The organism is Pedobacter psychrodurus (genome assembly GCF_004331735.1).
Taxonomy (GTDB): Bacteria; Bacteroidota; Bacteroidia; order Sphingobacteriales; family Sphingobacteriaceae; genus Pedobacter; species Pedobacter psychrodurus.
Window position 1 is genome coordinate 226,236 of record NZ_SJSO01000002.1, and the last position, 23,454, is coordinate 249,689.

The 23,454-nt window shown below is 38.9% G+C and carries 18 protein-coding genes and 2 tRNA genes; 12 read left to right on the forward strand and 8 right to left on the reverse strand.

Annotated features, from left to right (window positions below; genetic code table 11):
• Positions 1–64: 64 nt before the first annotated feature.
• From EZ456_RS02740 to EZ456_RS02750, 3 genes are read right to left on the reverse strand one after another with little or no spacing between them, the layout of a single operon-like run.
• Positions 65–853 carry a (Fe-S)-binding protein gene (locus tag EZ456_RS02740; RefSeq protein WP_025144610.1) on the reverse strand — a complete coding sequence of 263 codons (789 nt, stop codon included), beginning with the start codon at positions 851–853 and terminating at the stop codon, positions 65–67.
• A gap of 48 nt (positions 854–901) precedes the next feature.
• Complete coding sequence (locus EZ456_RS02745) at positions 902–1,447, reverse strand: TPM domain-containing protein (protein ID WP_131527107.1); 546 nt, start codon at positions 1,445–1,447, stop codon at positions 902–904.
• Positions 1,448–1,455: 8 nt separating this feature from the next.
• The gene (locus EZ456_RS02750; RefSeq protein WP_131527109.1) at positions 1,456–2,751 is read right to left on the reverse strand and encodes a 4Fe-4S dicluster domain-containing protein; all 1,296 of its coding nucleotides are present in this window, start codon (positions 2,749–2,751) and stop codon (positions 1,456–1,458) included.
• Positions 2,752–2,979: 228 nt separating this feature from the next.
• Here EZ456_RS02750 and EZ456_RS02755 point away from each other — a divergent pair.
• Positions 2,980–3,052, forward strand: a tRNA-Phe gene (locus tag EZ456_RS02755).
• A 216-nt stretch (positions 3,053–3,268) separates the two neighbouring features.
• Positions 3,269–3,341 (forward strand) — tRNA-Phe (locus EZ456_RS02760).
• A 38-nt stretch (positions 3,342–3,379) separates the two neighbouring features.
• Here EZ456_RS02760 and EZ456_RS02765 read toward each other — a convergent pair.
• On the reverse strand, positions 3,380–4,387 hold the full coding sequence (locus EZ456_RS02765) for a hypothetical protein (RefSeq protein WP_131527111.1): 1,008 nt from the start codon (positions 4,385–4,387) through the stop codon (positions 3,380–3,382).
• 249 nt (positions 4,388–4,636) lie between these two features.
• Complete coding sequence (locus EZ456_RS02770) at positions 4,637–5,083, reverse strand: SRPBCC family protein (RefSeq protein ID WP_131527113.1); 447 nt, start codon at positions 5,081–5,083, stop codon at positions 4,637–4,639.
• Positions 5,084–5,390: 307 nt separating this feature from the next.
• Here EZ456_RS02770 and EZ456_RS02775 point away from each other — a divergent pair, with 307 nt between their 5' ends.
• A complete protein-coding gene (locus tag EZ456_RS02775; RefSeq protein ID WP_131527115.1) occupies positions 5,391–6,989 on the forward strand; it encodes a S41 family peptidase in 1,599 nt (532 codons plus the stop codon).
• A gap of 66 nt (positions 6,990–7,055) precedes the next feature.
• Here the strand turns inward: EZ456_RS02775 and EZ456_RS02780 are convergent, their stop codons facing one another.
• A complete protein-coding gene (locus tag EZ456_RS02780; protein WP_131527117.1) occupies positions 7,056–7,658 on the reverse strand; it encodes a Rossmann-fold NAD(P)-binding domain-containing protein in 603 nt (200 codons plus the stop codon).
• A gap of 215 nt (positions 7,659–7,873) precedes the next feature.
• Here EZ456_RS02780 and EZ456_RS02785 point away from each other — a divergent pair, with 215 nt between their 5' ends.
• The 9 genes from EZ456_RS02785 to EZ456_RS02825 all read left to right on the forward strand — a co-directional run bounded on the left by EZ456_RS02785 (position 7,874) and on the right by EZ456_RS02825 (position 21,411).
• Positions 7,874–8,356 carry a GNAT family N-acetyltransferase gene (locus tag EZ456_RS02785; protein WP_131527120.1) on the forward strand — a complete coding sequence of 161 codons (483 nt, stop codon included), beginning with the start codon at positions 7,874–7,876 and terminating at the stop codon, positions 8,354–8,356.
• Positions 8,357–8,586: 230 nt separating this feature from the next.
• The gene (locus EZ456_RS02790; protein WP_131527122.1) at positions 8,587–9,054 is read left to right on the forward strand and encodes a pyrophosphohydrolase domain-containing protein; all 468 of its coding nucleotides are present in this window, start codon (positions 8,587–8,589) and stop codon (positions 9,052–9,054) included.
• Between the two features lie 18 nt (positions 9,055–9,072).
• Positions 9,073–9,918: an alpha/beta hydrolase gene (locus tag EZ456_RS02795; RefSeq protein ID WP_131527124.1), complete on the forward strand. Its 846-nt coding sequence runs from the start codon at positions 9,073–9,075 to the stop codon at positions 9,916–9,918.
• 474 nt (positions 9,919–10,392) lie between these two features.
• A complete protein-coding gene (rhaT, locus tag EZ456_RS02800; RefSeq protein WP_131527126.1) occupies positions 10,393–11,487 on the forward strand; it encodes an L-rhamnose/proton symporter RhaT in 1,095 nt (364 codons plus the stop codon).
• 28 nt (positions 11,488–11,515) lie between these two features.
• The gene (locus tag EZ456_RS02805) at positions 11,516–13,636 is read left to right on the forward strand and encodes a bifunctional aldolase/short-chain dehydrogenase (protein ID WP_131527127.1); all 2,121 of its coding nucleotides are present in this window, start codon (positions 11,516–11,518) and stop codon (positions 13,634–13,636) included.
• A gap of 240 nt (positions 13,637–13,876) precedes the next feature.
• Positions 13,877–15,157, forward strand: coding sequence for a sugar isomerase (locus EZ456_RS02810; protein ID WP_131527129.1), 1,281 nt, complete (start codon positions 13,877–13,879; stop codon positions 15,155–15,157).
• A 15-nt stretch (positions 15,158–15,172) separates the two neighbouring features.
• Entirely contained in the window at positions 15,173–16,558 is a 1,386-nt protein-coding gene (locus tag EZ456_RS02815; RefSeq protein ID WP_131527131.1) for an FGGY-family carbohydrate kinase, read from the forward strand.
• A 42-nt stretch (positions 16,559–16,600) separates the two neighbouring features.
• Complete coding sequence (locus EZ456_RS02820; protein WP_131527133.1) at positions 16,601–17,632, forward strand: GntR family transcriptional regulator; 1,032 nt, start codon at positions 16,601–16,603, stop codon at positions 17,630–17,632.
• Between the two features lie 392 nt (positions 17,633–18,024).
• On the forward strand, positions 18,025–21,411 hold the full coding sequence (locus tag EZ456_RS02825; RefSeq protein ID WP_131527135.1) for a DEAD/DEAH box helicase: 3,387 nt from the start codon (positions 18,025–18,027) through the stop codon (positions 21,409–21,411).
• 196 nt (positions 21,412–21,607) lie between these two features.
• Here the strand turns inward: EZ456_RS02825 and EZ456_RS02830 are convergent, their stop codons facing one another.
• Positions 21,608–22,429, reverse strand: coding sequence for an SDR family oxidoreductase (locus EZ456_RS02830; RefSeq protein WP_131527136.1), 822 nt, complete (start codon positions 22,427–22,429; stop codon positions 21,608–21,610).
• Positions 22,430–22,475: 46 nt separating this feature from the next.
• Entirely contained in the window at positions 22,476–23,408 is a 933-nt protein-coding gene (locus tag EZ456_RS02835; protein ID WP_131527138.1) for an NAD-dependent epimerase/dehydratase family protein, read from the reverse strand.
• Positions 23,409–23,454: the final 46 nt, after the last annotated feature.

Genomic DNA, 23,454 nt, shown 5'->3' on the forward strand with positions numbered 1-23,454 from the left:
AACAATATAACAAAGCCTGAGCATCGTCGATGTTCAGGCTTCGTTTATTTAGTTGAAATGATGGCTACAGTCCGTTTGCCCTTGCTGTAATCTCAGCAATATCCAATACCTTAACTTCCTGTTCTTTATCTTTTAATTTAATGCCATCACTCAGCATCGTCATACAGAAAGGGCATCCTGCAGCAATAACCTGTGGGTTGGTTTCCAGCGCCTCATCAATGCGTTCTACGTTGATATCTTTATTTCCCTTTTCCGGTTCTTTAAACATTTGGGCACCACCGGCTCCACAGCAGAGGCCGTTGCTTTTGCAGCGTTTCATTTCTACCAACTGTGCATCAAGCACCTCCAGAGCTTTTCTTGGCGCTTCATAGATCCCATTTCCCCGGCCTAAATAGCAAGGATCATGATAGGTGATCTTTTTACCTTTAAAACTTTCTCCTCCTTCGGCCTTTAATTTGCCCTCATTGATTAAATCCTGGATCAGCTGGGTATGGTGAATCACTTCGTAAGTGCCGCCCAAGCCTGGATATTCGTTTTTAATGGTATTGAAACAGTGTGGGCAGCCTGTCACGATTTTTTTAATGTTGTAAGCATTTAATACCTCGATATTGGTCATGGCCTGCATCTGGAAAAGGAACTCGTTCCCTGCACGCTTTGCCGGATCGCCTGTACAGCTTTCTTCTGTGCCTAAAACAGCATATTTGATGCCTACATGATGCAGGATCTTACAGATGTCGCGGGTTATTTTCTGTGCTCTCTCATCGTAACTTCCAGCACAACCTACCCAAAATAATATTTCCGGTTCTTCGCCTGCGGCCATTAGCTCGGCCATTGTAGGGACTTTAAATTCCATTTTTATAAGGTATCATTAGTTAGTATCAGTTCAAAGCGCTGATGTGTACTATTGTTTTGTCTTTAATAATTTAATTAACTCAGTTAAACCTGTTAGGGCTCCAGTATAATAATCGTCTTTTTTAAAATGTGGGATGATATATTTGTCTATCACTTCTTTTGTTTCCCTGTCGGATATCATTTTTTCGATTCCATATCCATTGCATATTCTGATCAGCCGGTGTTTGCGCGAAAAAGCAATTAAAATTCCATTGTCTTTTCCTTTTTCTCCAACTCCCCAGCTATTGGCCATTCTTAAAGCGAGGTCGTTAAACTTCTTTTTGCTAGTCATCAAAGTATCGATGGTAACCATTGCAATCTGGATAGCCGACTCTCCTTTAAACTTTGTAATCAGATTGGTTAATGTAGCAATTTGTTTTTCGTTAAAATTATACTCGTAATCATTAACCCAACCTTTGGGTTTCGGGATATTGTCCCAAAAGCCTTTTCTGTAATCTTCAAGCTTCTGTTTTGTGGGATCTTTCTGTGCCTGAGCCCTAAAGGGATTATTGAGTATGATCAGGACGGATAAAATCCAAAAAGCTTTAGCCTTCATATTTAAAATTATTTTTCTTCTGCCCAGTTAAAACGGTCGGCTGGAGAGTATTTCCAGGGTGCCTGGTTATTCTCAATATTTCCCATCATGGCATTAATACTTCCAGGTGCCTGCGACTCTTCCATCACGGCAAAACGGCGAAGCTCCATAATAATCTGTAATGGATCGATATTTACCGGACAGGCCTCTACGCAAGCATTACAGCTGGTACAGGCCCAAATTTCTTCTCTGCTGATGTAATCATCCAATAAAGATTTTCCATCCTGATGTTCAGCACCATGTTTATCTATGTTTTGCCCCACTTCAGTAATACGGTCGCGGGTATCCATCATAATTTTCCGTGGAGACAGTAGTTTGCCTGTAATGTTTGCCGGGCATACCGAAGTACACCTTCCGCATTCGGTACAGGTATAAGCATTCATCAGGTTTACCCAACTTAAATCGGTAACGTCTTTTGCGCCAAATTTTCCAGATTCGGTTTCTGCCGGTACGAAAGATGGATCAAGCATGGCCTTTACCTCATTGGTAACCGATACCATGTTGGTAAACTCACCTTTAGGCTCCAGGTTAGAAAAATATGTATTCGGAAAAGCAAAGAGGATGTGGAAATGTTTTGAGTAAGGCAGGTAATTTAAGAATGCCAGTATACCGATAATATGGAACCACCAGCAGCTGCGCTCTACAATAACCAATGCACCTTCTGTTGATGGCAGTATATTTATTAAGTACTGGCTCACCGGAAATGCACCTGCGTTTACATAATGTGCTGAGCCTAACAATTGTAGTTTAGCGTCGGCTGCATTCATAAGCAAGAAAGCGCTCATTAATAAAATTTCGGTAATCAGGATGTAATTGGCATCAGATTTTGGCCAGCTTTTCATCTCAACACCGCTAAAGCGTTTAAGCTTAAGTATATTTCTGCGGATAAGGAAAATGGCGCAGGAAACCCAAACGGTAAAAGCCAATATCTCAAAAGATCCAATCAGGAAATTATACAGGCCGCCCAAACCATTAAAAATACGGTGTGTACCGAAAAGACCATCGATCATAATTTCGAGCACTTCGATGTTGATGATCACAAAACCGATGTAAACGAAAAAGTGCAGAAAGGCGGGGATGGGGCGGACAACCATTTTTGATTGGCCAAAAGCTACCCGGAGCATAGTCATCAGTCTTTTTTGAGGCTGATCCTTGCGGTCGACTGATTTGCCTAAGCGGATATTGCGAATTATTTTACGCAGATTAACTGTAAACAGCGCAATTGCTGCAAGTGTAAGTACTAGAAAAAGGATCTGTGCTACCATGCAATATTAGATTGTTATGCTAAATTAGGATATTAATCTAAATAAATTGCTATGCATGCATAAAAAAATCGATAAAATAGTTTGTTTGTACTCATTCTAAGCTATAATTAGGACTTTTTATACATAGAGCGAAAAATTAATTAATTGATAATCAGAGCGACAATGAAATAATCGAAAAAAAGTTTTGCTTTTGAAAAAAGAACGCTACATTTGCAATCCCAAACGGATGGTGCCATAGCTCAGTCGGTAGAGCAAAGGACTGAAAATCCTTGTGTCCCTGGTTCGAATCCAGGTGGCACCACTTCCAAAAGCCTTTCAGAAATGAGAGGCTTTTTTGGTTATATACCATTTCATTGGGCAATGTCTAATCCAAAATGAAAATATTTTTTTATACATCTTCCTGTTTATCAAAAAGATGGCTTTACCAAGGATGTATCCGAAGAAAAAAACTGAATAAAATCTAAAATCCTTTTTTGGATTTGAAAAAAAGAATGCTACATTTGCAATCCCAAAAGGGGGTGCCATAGCTCAGTCGGTAGAGCAAAGGACTGAAAATCCTTGTGTCCCTGGTTCGAATCCAGGTGGCACCACTTCCAAAAGCCTTACAGAAATGTGAGGCTTTTATTTTTTAAAGTAATTTTAGATAGGAGAAACTGTTATCTTCTTTTTTGAAAACATATTCTTTCCAAAAAAAATCATCGTCCATCGTGCACGATGAATCAAGAAAAGCATCGTAGTCCCAATTTGAAATTGTCTTTAGATTATTTATGATTAAGTCGCTGTAGAAAAAGGAGAAATCATATTCATCGTTTTTAAAATACACCCACTCATAAAATTGCCTGTCCTCGGTGTTTAGCAAATAATACCTTAATCGCCATTTATCCTGATAATCGGCTACTAGTGCACAAAAAATAACCTGTTTTTTATGCGCTGGAAAAATCATAGTATAATTAATTCTTAAAGGGGATAGTTCTGTATATTCAGATGGAAAAGTTATCCGAATCTTTTCAAAAAACGGATTAACAAACTCTTCGTCGCAATAATTTGCAAAAGCCCGGTTTATTTTTTCTTTTTTTTCCTGCTTTAAAATAGCAACCAAGTAGGGTGACTCTTTAAATTCTTCGAATTGTATATCTCGTAAACCAACCGTTTCGCCTAGTACATCATGCTGGAGAGATGCTTTGGGAAGAAATAAGTAATCATGCCAAAAATTGGCATCGTTACCCTGTTTTTGAATGTCATCCCTAAGTTCGATTTCATCTTTCTGATTGCCATAAAAGGTAAGGCTTTTTAAGATAAACCACTCGCCTTCAAAGAACATGCCTATAAAGGAAACTGAAAAATAGGTATATACTTTTTCATCAATAAGCTCACGGGTTGATTTTCTTTGCCAGGAATCTGGAGTAATGAATCTTTTTGCCTGTTTAAAATCATAGAACAATGAGCTAGAACCATGAAATAGATCATGATGATATTCAAAATCGTCATAATCTATATCCGATATTTTTGTTAAAGTTGCAGCATAAAATTTGTTATGTTCTTTATTAAAGACGCCTCCAAAATAACCTTCTAACAGTGGTTTTTCTACTCTTGGCCATAATATTGACCGTAGTTCTTTGGAATCTGAGAAATTCATATTGTGGATTTTGCATAAATCTATCAGTTTGAATTTTTTAAACCAAATATTAGTCTGAGTCTACCACCAAGGGTAAGTCAGAGGAATGGTTCGAGATTGAGGCATTCTTGTGAAATTTTACAGTCAATTTTATACCCATTCGGGTATTATTTCTATGTTTTGACTGTCGTTTGTACCAGATCTGGTATGAATTTTGATCTAATAATTCTTTTACAAAAAAGCCTCCGTTTTATAAGAGGCCCATTCATTTTATGTTTCTACATGATGGTTTTGTTTCTCGGCGATTTCCTTAACCTTATCTAGCGCTTTCGGCCAGGTTTTTTCGAAATAATCTCTCCATTCATCGTTAATACCCATATCGATGAGTAGTTCCGTTTTACCCTCTCTTTCATTGAGTGTGTAATTCTCGAGTGTCTCACCCCAATCCCCGCTGAAGTCTTCCTTGCCATCTTTTATTTCGCCCAGGTGTTTGATAGACATGTACCGATTAGGGATATTGTCTTGAATCACAGCTACCATTCCATCTCCATTATCACCTAGAAACAGGGCCTTGCTTCCTTTTTTCCAATCGGTTTCTACACGCGATCCTTCCATAAAAGCAGCTGTCCACTTGGGGTAGTTTTCTACGCCAAAAAGAGCATCCCAAACTTTTTCTGCTGTGGCGTTAATTGTGGTTTTAAATTCAATCTTTTCCATGGTTATTAGATTTTTAAATCAGATAATTTATATAACAAATTTGCAGAGGATTTGATTGACTTAAGCGGTGCAAAGGCGACAATTTGTGGGGGCATAAGGACTAACGCTGGTTAGCATATCTTTTAAATTTAATAAATATCTCAGTGAAAAGTAATTTAATCGGTAGATTTATGTAATTCACCGATACATATGCTCGAGAGTACAATATTTTGAATTAAATTTAGTTTGTTGGTAAACAAAAGTTTCTTTCCGAACAACTTAACTATTGCCCAGTACGTATATAAAATATAATGTTACCATAATTTCCATGAGAAATAAGAGATTCCTTTACCTGGCTGTGCTAGGTTTTTTAAGCTTTGGGCTCATTGCTGGCTGTAAAAAGAGCAGTGCTGTGCCTGATGAGCCTGTAACCCCACCAGTTGTTACAACGCCTACCGGAACGCGGGATGAATTGACTAAAGATTCTATTTTTTTATACGGTAAAGAACTTTATTATTGGAATACTTCGCTGCCAACTTATGAGGTGTTTAATCCACGTGGATTTAGTTCAAATGAAGCTGAGCTATATGCCATGACACAATATTCTTTGGATCCGACAACAGGAAGACCATATGAATTTGTAAGTAATTCTGGCGAGCCTAAATATTCGTTCTTCGACTATACGGCAGCTACAACAGGTAAAACAGGAGCGCTTAAAGCAGATGTAAATGGCTCGGCCAATGATTACGGTTTTTCTGTTCAATATAATAACAATACAGATCTAAGAGTAAAATATGTTTATCCTAACTCACCGGCAGCATTGCAGGGTTTAACACGTGGCTGTAGGATAACCAGTGTAAATGGAAGAACAGATCTGACCTATCCTGGTGCAGTTAATTTTTTAAATAATGCCATTTTTGGGACAAATGCAACTGTGACTTTGGCCTTCAATGATATTGGTGGCAATCCGAAAACGGCTGTTATATCTAGCAGCTTATATACCGTTAATCCAATATTGTTTACCAATGTTTATACGGTTGGTACAAAAAAAATCGGTTACATTGTATTTAATAGTTTTACCAATAATGCCTCTGCAGCAATAAATACAGTTTTTTCTAATTTCGCAACTCAGGGGGTAAGTGAATTGGTTATTGATTTACGCTATAACGGCGGTGGTTATGTTTCAACAGCTACCGAGATTATTAATTTAGCAGCACCAGCAGGAGAAACAGGTAATACGATGTTTACTTCTTATTACAATAACTATCTACAGTCGATCACTACCGCTCAGCGCAAAGCCTCTATTTTAGCACACCAGCCACTATTAGATGATGCGGGTAAATTACAGACCTTTACCACGGGTGTAAATGGAAAGTACGCCACTTATGCAGATTTGAATTATTCGCCTACAGCTGCAGATAATATAGAGAAATTTGCAAAGTCTGGCTCATTATCTTTAAACCGGATATATTTTATTGTAACTGGATCGACAGCCTCGGCAAGCGAGTTAACCATTAATAGCTTAAAACCAGTAGTGGATGTAAAGCTTATTGGAAGAACAACTTATGGTAAACCTGTTGGCTTTTTCCCGATCAGGATAGATAAGGTTGATATGTATATTCCAGAATTTGAAACTAAAAATAAACTTGGCGTTGGTGGCTACTATTCTGGCCTGACGGTTGATAAAGAATCAGCAGAAGATTTAACCAAAGCGTGGGGAGATGAAACAGAGACTTTGTTGGCCTATGCATTATTGTATGCCAAAAACGGGAATTTTGTAACAACAGCTGCAAAAACAGCTAGCTTAAGTGCAACCGCAACAGTAATGCCATCAAAACTATCGGTAGCAGAACTAAGGGCAGTAGATGAAAAGTTAGATCCAAAAGGATTTAAGGGGATGGTTATGACACCTGATAAAAGATTTTAATAGTGCTTTTTAATAAAAATGCCCACTTAACAAAAAGGTTAAGCGGGCATTTTATTGTGGTGGTATTTACAATAAGATTTTACTGCTGATATCTTTGTTAATGGTAATGTAACCAGGATATTTAACAGGTGTATTGCCTAGCATAAAGGTTGGCTTTATTTTAATGGTTAATAAACCTAGCTTTTCATCTTTTGAAGATGATCCTTTCTGAGCAGCCTTGATAATATCATTAAAAACATTTCCATTAGATACTAATCCATAAATGTTGCTTACCAGCTGCACAGGAACAGTAACTGTTTGACCTTGTGCGATGCTTACATTTTGATTAACAATGCCTTCTGCCAAATCGGTATTATTGACCAAAATTTTATATTCGAACTGGTTAATGGCTGCTAAACTGCTCGATGGATTGGTTATTTCTAAATTCAGATTGGCTCTTAAAGGAATGTCTTTTCTCAATAAACCCAATGCAACCCCAGGTAAACTGGTTAAGCTAAAGCTTTGCTGGTCCATTAACTTTTTAACATCTGTGCCTGCAATCGATACCTGCTGTACACCTGTAATTTTATAAGTACAGTCTTCCAGCGCCTTTATCTGCTGTGCCTGCCTGTTTATTCCGCAGCCGAAAAGGCTAACAGTTAAAAGGCATATTAATAATCTTTGTTTCATTTTGTATGTGTTAAGTAATAGCATAAATACCCAAGAATTTGGATATTTATGTACTGCAAACATAACGCCAAAATAATAAATCTATTTCAGAAGAAGCTGCTTAAAAATCGGGTTACCCTTTTAACTACAGGTCAATCTCAATAATTGACTCAATTAATCGGTTAGCCGATTTAAACAATTGCCCCAAGTTATTAACTTTACAAAAAATAAAATACATGGCTATTACCATCAGGAAGATAACTGCGCAAGATAATGCTGCTACTGCTTCAATGATCAGGACGATTTTAAGAGAATTTAAAATAGATAAGCCGGGCACTGTTTATACCGATCCTACAACCGATGACCTATCTACAGTTTTCGACCATCCTCAATCGGCCTATTGGTTAGCCGAAGAGGATGGGATTATTGTTGGCGGCTGTGGTATTTATCCAACCGAAGGCTTGCCCGATGGTTGTGTTGAGCTAGTTAAATTGTACACTTCAGCATCTTCGCGCGGAAAAGGCATTGGCAAAATACTCATGGAGAAAAGTATCGAATCGGCACAGCACTTTGGTTATAATGATGTTTATTTAGAGTCGTTTCCCGAACTTACGAGGGCAATTGGTATGTACGAAAAGGCAGGATTTAAAAAACTCGCTGCACCGTTGGGTAATTCTGGTCATTTTGCATGTAATGTTTGGATGCTGCTGGTTTTATAGGTGGTTAATCGATGAAACTGGCTAATTGAGGTTTGTAAAATTGCTGAAATTGTTTAATTGTTGGAGTTAATCTCTAATTGACCATTTTCTATCTTAATGTTTTATTTTCTTTCATCATTAAGAAGTTAAGGCCATTAAGGTTGATTAATCCAGCCATGTGCATAAATTCTCCCCATTATTTCTGCTGTTTTTTTTAAGTTTGCTGCATAAAGATTAAATCAAACATCATCATGCAAGAAACGAATTCGCTAAACCAGGTTGCAGAATTTCATACCACCTTTAAACACCCTATTTTAGATAGTCCGGTTATTCCTTCAAAACAGAGAGCCAATTTGCGTATTTCGCTTTTAGCCGAAGAGTTGAAAGAATTACAGGAAGCAGTAGAAAATGATGATCTGGTAGAAGTTGCCGATGCCCTTTGCGATCTGCAGTATGTTTTGGCCGGTGCCATCCACGAGTTCGGTTTAGGTGGAAAATTTAAGACTTTATTTGATGAAGTTCACCGCTCTAATATGAGCAAAGCCTGCAAAACCGTAGAAGAAGCAGAACAAACCATTCAGTTTTATTTAGATAAAGACCAGACCGAATCTTATTACAAAGAAATCGACGGACTGTTTTTGGTTTTTAGGAAATCTGACGACAAGACTTTAAAATCGATCAACTATTCGCCAGCTGATTTAAAATCACATTTGGTTTAACTCCTAAATAAGCTCGAATTGAAAAGGCTAAAACAGATTGTAAATGAGCTTAAATTAACACAAGCAGCACCTGATGCAGCGCTAATGCGTGAGTTTATTTTTTACTCACCCAAAATGCCATTACGCCTGCATCAGGAACAGTTGGTCGCTGCATCAAAACAGTTTAGCCTTCAGGTTTTTGATACCTATTTTACCAATGCCGAGGTAAACATTAACTGTTTTAGCTGGGGAAATGGAAAACGCAAAGTGTTACTTACGCATGGCTGGGCCTCAAAAGCTTTAGACTTTTATGAGCTGATTATTGAACTCCTAAAAATAGATAACCTGGAAATTATTGCTTTTGATGCACCTGGCAACGGAAGTTCAATCTCTGAATTTTCCAACCTGATGTTATATGCCGATTCGGTAAAGTCTATTGCTTTAAACTATGCACAACCCGATGTTCTGATCGGACATTCGCTTGGCGGTATGGCTAATGTAATTGCTTTGCAAGAGCTCGGCCTCACTCCCGATCTGCTCATCAGCGTCGCACCATTAATCAGACTGAAAGAAAACTTCGAGCAGAGTCTCGATTCGGTTAACATCGGCACAAAGGATCAGGATATATTTTTCAGCAACTTTGCAAAAGAGTTCCCCGTTCCTGCCAGCCACTTTAACCTTACTGATCTATACCAACTAAACTCAGAAATTGATCATTTACTGTTATTCGATCCTGCCGATCATATTTCGCCATATCCATTTCTTAAAGAATTCTTAGATAAATATCCTGCAATCCGTTCAAAATCTTTTGAAGACGTAGGGCATTATAAAATCCTCAGATCGACTGATGTAATTGAAGATATTGTGCAGAGAATTAATAAATGATCGTCATTTCCGATCCGATAGCTATCGGATGAAGCGCAGTCCCGAAATTTCGGGAGAGAAATCTGTTAAGAAGATTCTGTTAATTAATTCATAGATTTCTCGACTTTGTTGCACTCTTCTCGAAATGACATCCGTTATACAGGATTTTATTGATAAAGAATTGAATAAGTGTCAGATAGTAATATCTGACACCATGGGAAACTCGCTGTTAACAATAATCTGCGCTTATCTTCTTCAATCTGCGGGAAAACTATAGCCCGCAGATTTCGCCGATCAATGCAGAAACAAATCCTCATTTTAACAAGAAAACGCACTAACGCTTGCTTATAGTTTCTACACTTTAGCTTCTGACCTCCGTCTCGGGACTATTCAATTCCATCTTCCATCAACAGATTATTTCCCATGCATAACAGTGCATAACAGTTAAAGTTACCGTATATTCTATTTTAGAGCAACCAAATATATTAATAGAGCATGCAAGCAATTTTAGGTGTAATTTTTCATTTCTTCGGTGGTTTTGCCTCTGGAAGTTTTTATATCCCATACAAAAAAGTTAAAGGCTGGGCCTGGGAAAGTTACTGGATCGTTGGGGGGATCTTCTCTTGGTTAATCGTTCCACCACTTGCTGCTTTCTTAACCATACCAAATTTCACAGCAATTATCACCAGTACCAACGGTAGTATTTTATGGCTAACCTATTTTTTTGGTATCCTTTGGGGCATTGGTGGCTTAACCTATGGCTTAGGTGTTCGTTATCTGGGTGTATCGTTAGGGAGTAGTATCATTTTAGGGCTTTGTATGGTTTTGGGTTCAATCCTGCCATCTATTTACTTTGATTTTTACCCTCAGGCTGGTAAAGATACTTTTACCATGTTTCTACACACCGATTGGGGACGTATGGTATTACTTGGGCTCTTAGTCTGTGTTTTTGGTATTATCATCTGCGGTAAAGCGGGTATGATGAAAGAAAAGGAAATGAAATCTGGCGTTACCGATCCACATGGTATGGAGGTAAAAACAGAATATAAATTTGGACTTGGTTTATTTGTGGGGATTGTTTCAGGGGTTTTAAGTGCCTGTTTCAATTTCGGTATCGAAGCCGGAAAGCCAATGGCCGATGCGGCAAACGCCATCTGGAAAGCAGCAAATCCTGCTGAAACAGGTAATTTCTTATTCCAGAACAACGTTACTTATGTAATTGTACTTTGGGGAGGTCTAACCACCAATTTTATCTGGTGTATGGTATTAAATGCAAGGAATAAAACATTTGGCGATTATACCAATGCAAAAACGCCACTGTTAAAAAACTATATTTTTTCTGCACTGGCTGGTACCACCTGGTTCTTACAATTCTTTTTCTACGGTATGGGCGAGAGCAAAATGGGTAATGGTGCCAGTTCGTGGATTCTGCACATGGCCTTTATCATTCTTATCGCCAACATATGGGGGCTGGTATTAAAAGAGTGGAAAGGTGTGTCGAGAAAAACGTTGATTACTGTTTTGGCGGGTATTTTAACCATCATCATTTCGGTACTCATTGTTGGTTATGGTAATTCAATAAAAGGTTAATAAATAAAAATTTAAATAGAATATAAGAATGTCAATCGATACGAAAAGTTATAAGCACGTAAGCTATTTGTGGGATGAAGAGGAAGCCGCAAAACTTGCTGGTGATGAAGTTGCCCTCTTAATTTATCGCTCAAATTTATTGGGTGCAGATTTACGCTTAACCAATTATGGAGGTGGAAATACCTCGTGTAAAGTATTGGAAAAAGATCCGCTTACCGGCCTAGAAACCGAAGTAATGTGGGTAAAGGGGTCAGGTGGCGATTTAGGTACCTTAAAGAAAAGTGGCCTTGCAGCATTATATGTTGATCGTTTACGCAGTCTGAAAAACATCTATCGTGGTGTCGAGCATGAAGATGAAATGGTTGAACTGTTTAACCACTGCATTTTCGATTTGAGCTCTAAAGCACCATCAATCGATACACCTTTGCATGGTTTCCTACCATTTGCGCATATCGATCATTTGCACCCGGATGCGGCCATCGCAATTGCGGCGGCTAAAGATGGTAAGAAAATTACTCAAGAATTATTTGGCGGAACAATTGGTTGGGTTGAATGGAAAAAACCGGGTTTCGAATTGGGCCTGCAATTAAAACAGTGTTTGGATGAAAATCCGGGTATCCGTGGGATTATGTTAGGCTCACACGGCTTGTTTACCTGGGGAGATACGGCCTACGAAAGTTACCTGAATACTTTAGAAGTGATCGAAATCTGTTCTGATTACCTCAACCAAAATTATGGCAAAAAAGGTCCTGTTTTTGGCGGACAAAAAATAGAAAGTGCAGTTGCGGATCAACGTAAAAAACAAGCAGCTGCTTTAGCGCCTGTATTGCGTGGCTTATGCTCTTCTAAACAACATATGATCGGTCATTTTACCGATGATAGCCGTGTTTTAGAATTCATCAATTCTAATGATCTTGATCGCCTTGCTCCAATGGGAACCAGTTGTCCTGATCACTTTTTAAGAACTAAAATCAGTCCGCTAGTTTTAACTTTAGCCAGCGATGTCGACTTATCGAATGTTAAGGTATTAAAAGAAACACTTGAGCCTGCTTTTGAAGCTTATAGGGCCATGTATACAGATTATTACGAAGCCTGTAAACATCCTAATAGTCCTGCCATTCGCGATACTAACCCAGTGGTTATTTTGTATCCTGGAATCGGAATGTTTACCTTCTCCAAAGATAAGCAAACGGCTAGGGTTGCTGCAGAATTCTATACCAACGCCATTAACGTAATGAAAGGTGCTGAGGCCGTTTCTGAATATACTTCATTACCACATCAAGAAGCTTTTAATATCGAATATTGGTTGTTGGAAGAAGCAAAATTACAGCGTATGCCTAAGCCAAAACCTTTAACAGGTAAAATTGCGTTGATTACGGGTAGTGCCGGTGGAATTGGTAAAGCGATTGCTAAAAAGTTTGTTGCTGAAGGTGGTGTGGTGATCTTAAACGACATGAATGCCGAGCGTTTGGAAGAAGCGGGTAAAGAATTTGCAAGCCTATATGGTAAAGATTCTTACAGCACTGCAATTTTAAATGTAACCAGCGAAGAAGATATTAAGCAAGCTTTCGATTCGGCTGCTTTGGCTTTTGGTGGGGTAGATATTATTGTAAACAATGCAGGATTATCGATCTCTAAAACCATTGCTGATCATACCGAAAAGGATTGGGATTTATTATATGATGTTTTGGTAAAAGGTCAGTTTTTTATCACTCAGGCTGCAACAAATACGATGCAAAAGCAGAATATTGGCGGCGATATCATTAATATTGTAAGTAAGAATGCTTTGGTAAGCGGACCCAATAATGCTGGTTATGGCAGTGCAAAAGCAGCTCAATTACATTTAAGCAGGTTAAACGCTGCCGAATTGGGTGCCGATAACATCCGTGTAAATGTGGTTAACCCAGATGCAGTAATCAGTGATAGCAATATCTGGGCAGGTGGATGGGCTGAAGGCCGTGCAAAAGCCTATGGTGTTACCGTTGCAGAGCTACCGGCTTATTATGCAAAACGTACATTGTTAAACCAGATTATATTACCAGATGATATTGCCAATGCCTGTTTCGCCTTTGTAGGTGGCTTGCTGCATAAATCAACCGGAAATGTTTTAAATGTTGATGGCGGAGTAGCCATGGCATTTGTAAGATAATAAGTGACCAAATCCTCGGTCCGTGTCCTCACAGACCGAAATGAAGATTGGTGGTCTGTGGAGACACAGACCACGGAGAAATAAAAATAGTTTAAAATTCAGTTTTAGTGAGTTATTTAATCGGTCTGTGTCCCCGCAGACCGACAAATAACTTTTTAAACATATTAAAGAAATAATCGTCCTGGTTTGAACGGCGATTGTAACGCCGTAACAATTAACCTAACAAAACCAAATATTCAAATGAATATCGAGCAGAACCAAATAGAAAAACATAACGACTCCCTTTTAACATCGCATCAGCGCAAACTTTCTTTTTTAAAAGAAGATTGGGCACACATTGATGTGGAAAGCGTAATCCAAAAACTGGTTGATTTTCAGATTGCGATTCCGAGTTGGGCATTGGGCACAGGTGGAACACGTTTTGGCCGTTTTGCCATTACCGGTGGAGAGCCGCGTACCATTGAAGAAAAAATTGAAGATGTTGGTCTGCTTCATGCTTTAAACGGTGCAAGTGGTGCAATTTCACTTCACATTCCATGGGATATCCCGCAAAATGCAGAAGCTTTAAAAACGCTAGCATCTAGTTATGGTTTAAAATTCGATGCCATGAACTCGAATACCTTTCAAGATCAGGCAGGTTCTGCACATAGCTATAAATTTGGTTCATTGCAGAATGTAAATAAAGACATCCGCAAGCAGGCAATTGATCATAATATCGAGGTAATTAAACACGGTATCGCACTGGGATCTGATGCTTTAACTGTTTGGCTTGCCGATGGTTCTTGTTTCCCCGGACAGCTTAATTTTCGCAAAGCTTTCGAAAATACTTTAGAAAGCCTTCAGGAAATCTATTCAGCTTTGCCAGAAGATTGGAAAATGTTTGTGGAGTACAAAGCATTCGAACCTAACTTTTATTCAACTACGGTTGGCGATTGGGGACAATCATTGCTTTACGCAAGTAAACTGGGTAAAAAAGCTTATACCCTGGTCGATTTGGGCCACCATTTGCCTAATGCAAACATCGAGCAGATTGTTGCTTTATTGTTAATGGAAGGAAAATTGGGTGGTTTCCACTTCAACGATTCAAAATATGGTGATGATGATTTAACTGCTGGAAGCATTAAACCTTACCAATTGTTTTTGATTTTTAACGAGCTGGTAGAAGGCATGGATGCAAAAGGTATGAACCATGCAAAAGATTTAGGTTGGATGATAGATGCTTCGCATAATGTGAAAGATCCCTTAGAAGATTTATTACAATCGGTGGAAGCGATTATGATTGCCTATGCACAAGCCTTATTGGTTGATAGAAAAGCGTTAAACGAAGCGCAGAACAACAACGATGTAGCAAAAGCACAGGAAATTTTACAGCATACTTTTCGTAGCGATTTAAGGGCTTTAGTAGCCGAAGCCAGATTGAGAGCTGGAGCAGCCTTATCACCGATCGCCCTTTACCGCGGTTTAGAAGTTAGAAATAAGTTAGTTAATCACCGCGGAAATACTGTTGCCACAGGTTTGTAAATAGAGAAATAGAAAATGCCTAAACCTGTTATTGCCATATTTGATGTTGGAAAAACGAATAAAAAACTGTTTCTGATCGACGAAAACTACAGTATTGTTTACGAGCGGTCAGCACGTTTTGTAGAAACAGTTGATGAAGATGGCGAACCATGCGAAAATCTCGAAAGTCTGCGTTCATCAGTGTACGATTCGCTGCATCAGGTTTTGCAGTTGAAAGAGTTTGATGTTAGGGCCATAAATTTTTCTACTTATGGTGCCAGTTTTGTTTATCTCGATGAAAATGGCAATCCGCTAACACCGCTTTATAACTATTTAAAAGAATACCCGGAGGAGCTTAAAAAAGCTTTTTATGCAAAATATGGGGGTGAGGAGAAGATTTCGTTAGAAACGGCCTCACCAATTTTGGGCAGTTTAAATTCGGGGATGCAATTGTATCGCCTGAAGCACGAAAAGCCTGAAATATTTAAAAAAGTGAAGTGGGCTTTACACCTGCCTCAATATTTAAGTTATTTAATTACGGGTAAGGCCGTGGCCGATATTACCAGTATAGGCTGCCATACCCAGCTTTGGGATTTCAATAAAAGTGAATACCATAACTGGGTTACTACCGAAAAAATCAATGAGAAATTTGGTGCATTCACGCCTGCAGATTCCAGCCTAAAAACTGATTTCGAAGGGAGCAGCGTAAAGGTTGGTGTTGGCCTGCACGATAGTTCTGCAGCGCTGATTCCCTATCTGGCCAATTTTAATACACCGTTTGTACTCATTTCAACAGGAACCTGGTGTATCAGTTTAAACCCTTTTAACCAGGAACCTTTAACCGCCAATGAACTTAAACAGGATTGCCTGTGTTACATGCATTTTAAAGGTAAGGCAGTTAAGGCTTCACGTATTTTTGCGGGTTACGAACATGAAGTGCAACTTAAACGGATAGCAGAACATTTTGATCGGGCGGCATATCTGTTTAAACATTTGAAGTTTAACCCTTCAATGATTTTGAAACTGGCCAATAAAATCCCTGAAAACCAACAGGAGCAACAGGGCTTTTCGGCAAGTTCTGCCTTTCCTGCGCGTGATCTGAACCTCTTTCAAACGGCAGAGGAAGCCTATCACCAATTGATTTTCGACCTGATTAAACAGCAGATTTATTCATTAAAGCTAATTTTAAATGCAGGCGTGAAAAGAATTTTTGTAGATGGAGGCTTCGGTAAAAATGCAATTTACATGCATCTGTTGGCTACCTCTATTCCAGATATTGAGGTTTATGCCTCTTCAGTTTCGCAGGCTACGGCAATCGGTACAGCGCTGGCAATAAACGATGCCTGGAACGAAAACCCTGCACCAACGGATATGATCCAGTTAAAATACTATTCTGCCATACAACGTACACTAGATTTTTAGGAATTTCCTTATATTCGAAATCCCTAGACTAAGATAACCATTTTGAAACCAGAAGATTTAATCCCCTACATTAACGTCGACGAGTATTCGTCGACGCCAAAATACAAGCAGTTAACGAATGCTATTTTGGCCGCAATTGAAAGTGGTAAACTTCTGAAAAATAGCTTATTGCCGTCTATTAATGAGCTTAGCTTCAGTTTGGAAATGTCGAGAGATACCGCCGAAAAAGGTTACCGTAACCTTCGTAAACTGGGGGTGGTAGATTCTGTACCGGGCAAAGGTTATTTCATTATCAATACCGATTTTTCACGTAAACTAAAGGTCTGTCTGCTTTTTAATAAGCTCAGTACGCACAAAAAGATCATTTACGATTCCTTTACCAAAACCCTGGGCGAGCATGCTGCGATTGATTTTTATATCTACAACAACGATTTTGCACTTTTTAAAAAGATGATCCTCACCAAACGCGATGACTATTCGCACTTTGTGATTATTCCACATTTTTTAGAAGGGGGTGAAAATGCACACGAAATTATCAATACCATCCCAAAAGAAAAACTCGTTATCCTCGATAAACTTTTACCCGGGGTAACAGGAGATTATGCTGCGGCTTACGAAAACTTTGCGCAAGATATTTACGCTGCTTTAGAGCAGGCTTTAGATCGGCTTTCAAACTACCGCACGCTAAAAATTATTTTTCCAAAAAACAGCTATTTTCCGCACGAAATATTAACTGGTTTTTACAGGTTCTGCCAGCAATATGCTTTCGATCATAAGGTAATCCACAACATTAAAGATGAAGAAATTAATCCAGGCGAGGTATATATCAACCTGATGGAAGATGATCTGGTGATGCTCATTGAACGTTTAATTGCGCAAAAACTTAAGATCGGAAAAGATGTTGGCGTAATTTCTTATAACGAAACGCCCTTAAAAAGGATTATTTTGGATGGGATTACTACAATCTCGACCGATTTTAGCGCATTGGGCGCTCAAGCCGCCGGATTTATTCTCAATGGAAAAACGGAGAAAATAGCTGTGCCTTTTTATCTGAACCTACGTAAGTCGCTTTAGTACGTGGTTAGTTCGTCATCTCGACTGAAGCGCAGTACAGAACTTTCGGGAGAGAGCTCTATCTAGACAGATTTCTCGACTGCGTTGCACTCCGCTACCATCTACAGATTTAAATAAAAAGGGTCGTCATTGCGAGGCACGAAGCAATCTTAATGCGCACGCTAGTAGCGATCGTTGTAAGATTGCTTCGTCGGCTGAAAAAGCCTTCTCGCAATGACGACTCCTCGCAGCCTATTAATTCACTAAAATCCCACTGTCATTTATATGGGTTTTTATGGAATAAATTTTTCCTCGAAAACGATTCTATTAATTAATTGTGCATAAAAATCCAAAATGGAGTTTTAGCTAAAACTTATTAATGATTACTTTTAGCAATTAGCTATTTAGTTTAAATGAGTGAACAGACAACCGCGCATCTAGTATCAGAACAAAATCCTTACGATTATATTTTAAAGGATTTTAACCTGAAAAATCTGAGCCAGATTGTTATCCTCAAACATTTAAGCGGACTGTTCCATACGGATGTTAAAGGCTTTTACCAACTTTTTCCAGAGCAGATTGAAATCGATTTTGCATCCTTTAGCGATGAGGCCTCAGGATTGCCTTTTCCAATTGTTCAGGTGCAGCAGAATGAAAACTCAGTAAAACTTTCCTGCCGATGCGCTACGCCGAAGCATAAATTGTGTGAGCATCAGGCTAGGGTCTTGTATAATATTCTTCAACGTCAGGATCTGCTCATTTTTTTTAACAGCAACTTGCGGAAGCAAAAGCTTGCTAAAATTGCGATCGATTATGGATTGGAAAAAGAAGAAAATCTTGATCTTCTTTTTAACCTGAAATACGAAAATAGTCAGCTAGATATTCGTCCAAAAATGGAGGCCCTCCAGCCATTCAATAAAGAGGCCCAGCAAAATCTGCAGGAACTTTTACTGCCAGGAACTAAACCCAAAACAAAATTACAGGCTAAAAACGATCGGGGTAAAATGATCCTTGTTTTTGGGCAACACCGCTATTACAACAACTTAACAGTAGAATTATTCGAAGCCGAAACCACTAAAAATGGCAAGGTTAAAAACCCGATAAAGGGAATTAATCCGAGCGATTTACTCTTTAAAACAAATGATAATGATCAGGTAAAGTTTTATAGTGGCATTACCACTTTTCAGCAAAATTACAATAGCGATCAAAGCGAAGCTGAGGTAGAAGCTTTAAAAGCGATTGTAAAAAATCCTCAACAAATTTCTTTTTACCTGCAGGATAGTAAACAGTCTGGGGCTATTCAAGCTTCGACCATTACCGCGGTTGATGTACATTTGTTGGAAGTAGACCTGCGTCTTTCTGTAAACCAACGCGATGATTATTACGAAATTACAGGTCGGCTGATTATCGAAGGGAAATCATACGAACTGGACAACCTGGTATTGGTACACCAGTATTTTGTTAAACTTAAAGATCAGCTTTATTTGATCGGCAGGCTTGATTTTTTACGTGTAATCGGGTTTTTCAAAAAGCAGAGCAACAGATTAATCCTGCATAAAACAAAATATCACGAGTTTCAAAAAGTTATTTTAGTGCCTTTAGAGGGAAGTATCCATGTCGATTATTCTTATTTAAAACCTGCAACCAAAAGTCAGATCGAAGAAAAAGGTTTTGATCTCGAAAATGAGCAACTGATTTACCTGTCAGAATCTGAAGAATATATTCTCCTTACGCCGGTAATGCGCTACGGAAACTTAGAAATACCTGTTCTGTCTAAAAAGCAGATCCAGGCGCAGGATAAACTCGGTAATCTCTTTACCTTACATCGTGACGAAAATGCCGAGTTGCAGTTTATCGGAAACGTGTTGAAACAGCATCCTTATTTCTACGATCAGGAAACCAACGATTCTTTTTACTTGCACCGCAAACGGTTCCTGGAAGAAGCCTGGTTTCTCGAAGCTTTTGAGGTATGGCGCAATAAAGGCATTCATATTCTAGGTTTCAACCAGCTCAAAAACAATAAACTGAGCGAATTTCAGGCGAAAATTAATATCGAGGTATTAAGTGGGACAGATTGGTTCGAAACTAAAGTAAAGGTAAAGTTTGGCAAACAACAGGTTGCGCTGAAACACCTGCATAAATCGATCCGGAATAAAAGCAAGTTTGTAACACTTGATGACGGAACGCAGGGCATACTGCCACATGAATGGATCGAAAAATTTGCTGCTTATTTTAGTGCGGGCGAAGTAACCGAAGATGCTATTCTTACACCAAAAATTAAATTTGCTTCTCTCAATGAGCTTTATGAAGATGCTTTATTGGATGGGGATGTAAAGAACGAACTGAAACTGTACAAGCAAAAATTTGAAGGAACAGATTCGATCCAGGAGGTAGAGGTGCCGAAAGGTTTAACAGCAACATTACGCCATTACCAGAAAGATGGTTTAAACTGGCTCAACTTTCTAGATGATTTTAATTTCGGTTCTTGCTTGGCAGATGATATGGGATTGGGTAAAACCATTCAGGTTTTAGCTTTCATTTTATCACAGCGTGAAAAAGTAAAGCACAATACAAACTTAGTGGTTGTTCCTGCTTCATTAATCTTTAACTGGAAGGCAGAAGTAGAGAAATTTGCCCCGTCTATAAAGGTAAAAACCATTTATGCAGGCGAACGGACCAAAACCACCGATACTTTCGATGATTATGAAATCATTTTAACCTCTTACGGAACGCTGCTCTCTGATATCCGTTTCTTAAAAGATTACCGCTTTAACTATATCTTTTTAGACGAATCGCAGCTGATCAAAAACCCCGATTCGCAACGATATAAGGCCGTTCGGATGTTGCAATCGAGAAATAAAGTAACCATGACAGGAACGCCGATTGAGAACAATACCTTCGATTTATATGGACAGCTGTCTTTCGCTTGTCCGGGTTTGTTTGGTAGTAAACAGCAGTTTGCCGATTTATATTCAACCCCTATCGATCAGTTTAAGGATAGTAGAAGGGCAGAAGAGCTCCAGAAAAAAATAAGACCGTTTATTCTCCGCAGAACAAAAGAGCAGGTAGCGAAAGAACTTCCCGATAAAACAGAAATAGTATTGTATTGCGAAATGGGAGCAGAACAGCGCGAGGTGTACGAAGCCAATAAAAAGGAAATTCAGGATTTTATTTTGGGTAAACAAGAAGATGAGTTGCCTAAAAGCTCGATGCATGTGCTGAAAAGTATTACCACCCTACGACAGATCTGCAATTCGGCTGCGTTATTGGCTGATGGAAAATCTTATTTACAGGCTTCCTCAAAAATTGATGTTTTGATGGAGCAGATTGAAAGTAAGGCAGGGAAACATAAAATTCTTGTTTTTTCTCAGTTTGTAACGATGCTCGATCTCATTAAAAAGCAATTGGAAAACCGGGGCATCAAATACGAATACCTTACCGGGCAAACCCGTAAAAGAGCCGAAGTGGTTACCTCTTTTCAACAAAATACTGATATTCCAGTTTTCCTGATCAGTTTAAAAGCCGGTGGGACAGGATTGAACCTAACCGAAGCCGATTATGTTTACCTGGTAGACCCTTGGTGGAACCCTGCGGTAGAAAACCAGGCAATAGATAGGGCGTATCGGATTGGCCAGCATAAAAATGTAATGGCCGTGCGTTTAATCTGCCCCGATACCATTGAAGAAAAAATTATGAAGCTTCAGGCCACGAAAAAGGATCTGGTTAAGGATCTGATCCAGACAGATGGAAGTTTGTTTAAAAATCTCACTAAGAAAGAATTGTTGGGGTTGTTGAGTTAAATTCATCCATGTTGTCATCCTGAGCCTGTCGAAGGACAATGCTGATGAATCTAGTTTTGGTTCGTGGAGACGTCGTCATTCCCACGCAGGTGGGAATCTTAAAGCTTATGGCATTACGCTTCCCAATCAACCCGATAGCTATAGGGTTGGGAATGACGATGCGACTTACAAATGCAACGCACAATAAGTCAATCATCTAAATCCCTTCTTCAAACGCATAATCCAAAAACGCAGGTACATTAACACTCTCTACAATTTTCCAATTTTTCTTTTCCGCAATAAAATCAGGTGCTGCAAGTCCTGTGGCTTTAGCCGCGTTGATATAAAAATCCATTTTTGCAGGATGGTTTGGCGAGCAGGCATTGTACGTTTTGCCGAATGCCTGTTTTTCTAAAAGTTTAACCGCAATGCCAACAGCATCTGTTTGATGGATCAAGTTTACAGGAGCCAAGCCATTCGGTACATTACTTTTTCCCGCAAAGAATCTCCCTGGGTTACGGTCAGGGCCAATTAAGCCTGCAAAGCGAATCACTGTGCAGTTTTCGGGAAATAGTTCCTTAAATAGAATTTCTGCAGCTAAAACAACTCTTCCTGAATCAGTATCGGGATTGGTTTCGCTGGTTTCATTTACTGTTTTATTTTCATCAGCGTAAACACTGGTCGAACTGATGAGTACCACATGTTTTGATCTATCTTTAGCAGTTTCTAAAATTGAATTGATCTTTTGGGGATAATCTTGTAGCTCAACAGAATTACGCTTTGGCGGAATGCAGATAAATAAAGCATCGACCTCAAAAAATGCCGGATCTGCCACAACCGATTCTATCGTAAAATTGACTAAAAACGGCTGTATTTTTTCTGCATGAAGTATTGCTAACTTTTCCTCACTTGTGGTTGAGCCCTTAACGGTATAATTTAACGCGATGAGTTTTTTGGCCAAGGCTAGCCCGAACCAGCCACAACCTAAAATTGATATGGTTTTAATGCTGTTTTTATATGTTGTATTATCTTGAATCATTTGCGCTAAGATAAATAGTTGGCTTTATAATTTGCACTGATTCTTGTCAATTCTGCTTTTTATACATTGTTTTCGAAAGCTTTAAAATGCCGTCATAATAAGCTGTAGGCTTAAAGTTAAATGCCTTTTCAAATTTTGTAGAATCGAAATGGTAATCATGATCGTACTGGTAGTACATTTCTACAGTGCCGGCAACTACCTTTTTAAATAAACCTACTAAGCGTAACATCAGTTTATTAATGATAGAATATTGAGGTTTGGTTTCATAAATCTTTGCTGCCATTTCTATAAAAGCCTTACCTTTTAAAGGTGCTGCAGTTGGCAGGTGCCATATCTGGTTACCAGAATCGTGTGTTTGCCCTAACAGAAATAAAGCTTTCCCGGCATCTTCAATATAAGTGAAGCTGTGTAGTGTATTTGGGTTCCCTATCCATTGAGCTTTATTTTTCTTCGCGAATTTATCCAGTACCATCATATCGAAGAAGCTGTTCATCGAATCTGCTCCGTAAAAATCTGCAGCACGGGCAATGGTTACATTTATGTTGCCAGCTTTGCCCTCGTTCATTAATTGTTCGGCTACTTTTGCCCTTACTTCTCCTTTTAAGCTGCATGGATGGTAAGGTGTATCTTCTGTCATTGGACCATTTACCAAACCATACATATAAACATTATCGAAAAATATCAGCCTAGCGCCAGTCCGTTTAGTTAAGTTAATTACATTTTGAATAATAACGGGCCACTGTTGCTGCCATATTTCGGCGTCGTAAACCAAGCCAGCGCAAAGGTATATTACTTTCGAACCTTCGGCTGCAACATAGAGCTCAGCTTCATTTAATAAATCGGCCTTAATCCAGCTTACATTTGGGTTGTTTATAGAAATCGGTTTTCGGCTAACCAATCTAATGGTTTTGTTAGCATTGGTTAATTCTCTGGTCAGTGCGTTTGCTGTTGGTCCGCCGGCGCCAAGTATAGTGTGCATATCTTCGTTTTTTGATTAGTTCAAAGTTATGCGGTATGGAACCATG

What these genes read in the sequence shown, in the direction of transcription:
- EZ456_RS02740 (WP_025144610.1), bottom strand. Translation starts at nt 853, where the DNA reads ATGGAATTTAAAGTCCCTACAATGGCCGAGCTAATGGCCGCAGGCGAA.
- EZ456_RS02780 (WP_131527117.1), bottom strand. Translation starts at nt 7,658, where the DNA reads ATGAAACAAAGATTATTAATATGCCTTTTAACTGTTAGCCTTTTCGGC.
- EZ456_RS02785 (WP_131527120.1), top strand. Translation starts at nt 7,874, where the DNA reads ATGGCTATTACCATCAGGAAGATAACTGCGCAAGATAATGCTGCTACT.
- EZ456_RS02825 (WP_131527135.1), top strand. Translation starts at nt 18,025, where the DNA reads ATGAGTGAACAGACAACCGCGCATCTAGTATCAGAACAAAATCCTTAC.
- EZ456_RS02815 (WP_131527131.1), top strand. Translation starts at nt 15,173, where the DNA reads ATGCCTAAACCTGTTATTGCCATATTTGATGTTGGAAAAACGAATAAA.
- rhaT (WP_131527126.1), top strand. Translation starts at nt 10,393, where the DNA reads ATGCAAGCAATTTTAGGTGTAATTTTTCATTTCTTCGGTGGTTTTGCC.
- EZ456_RS02770 (WP_131527113.1), bottom strand. Translation starts at nt 5,083, where the DNA reads ATGGAAAAGATTGAATTTAAAACCACAATTAACGCCACAGCAGAAAAA.
- EZ456_RS02805 (WP_131527127.1), top strand. Translation starts at nt 11,516, where the DNA reads ATGTCAATCGATACGAAAAGTTATAAGCACGTAAGCTATTTGTGGGAT.
- EZ456_RS02810 (WP_131527129.1), top strand. Translation starts at nt 13,877, where the DNA reads ATGAATATCGAGCAGAACCAAATAGAAAAACATAACGACTCCCTTTTA.
- EZ456_RS02765 (WP_131527111.1), bottom strand. Translation starts at nt 4,387, where the DNA reads ATGAATTTCTCAGATTCCAAAGAACTACGGTCAATATTATGGCCAAGA.
- EZ456_RS02790 (WP_131527122.1), top strand. Translation starts at nt 8,587, where the DNA reads ATGCAAGAAACGAATTCGCTAAACCAGGTTGCAGAATTTCATACCACC.
- EZ456_RS02830 (WP_131527136.1), bottom strand. Translation starts at nt 22,429, where the DNA reads ATGATTCAAGATAATACAACATATAAAAACAGCATTAAAACCATATCA.
- EZ456_RS02750 (WP_131527109.1), bottom strand. Translation starts at nt 2,751, where the DNA reads ATGGTAGCACAGATCCTTTTTCTAGTACTTACACTTGCAGCAATTGCG.
- EZ456_RS02835 (WP_131527138.1), bottom strand. Translation starts at nt 23,408, where the DNA reads ATGCACACTATACTTGGCGCCGGCGGACCAACAGCAAACGCACTGACC.
- EZ456_RS02775 (WP_131527115.1), top strand. Translation starts at nt 5,391, where the DNA reads ATGAGAAATAAGAGATTCCTTTACCTGGCTGTGCTAGGTTTTTTAAGC.
- EZ456_RS02745 (WP_131527107.1), bottom strand. Translation starts at nt 1,447, where the DNA reads ATGAAGGCTAAAGCTTTTTGGATTTTATCCGTCCTGATCATACTCAAT.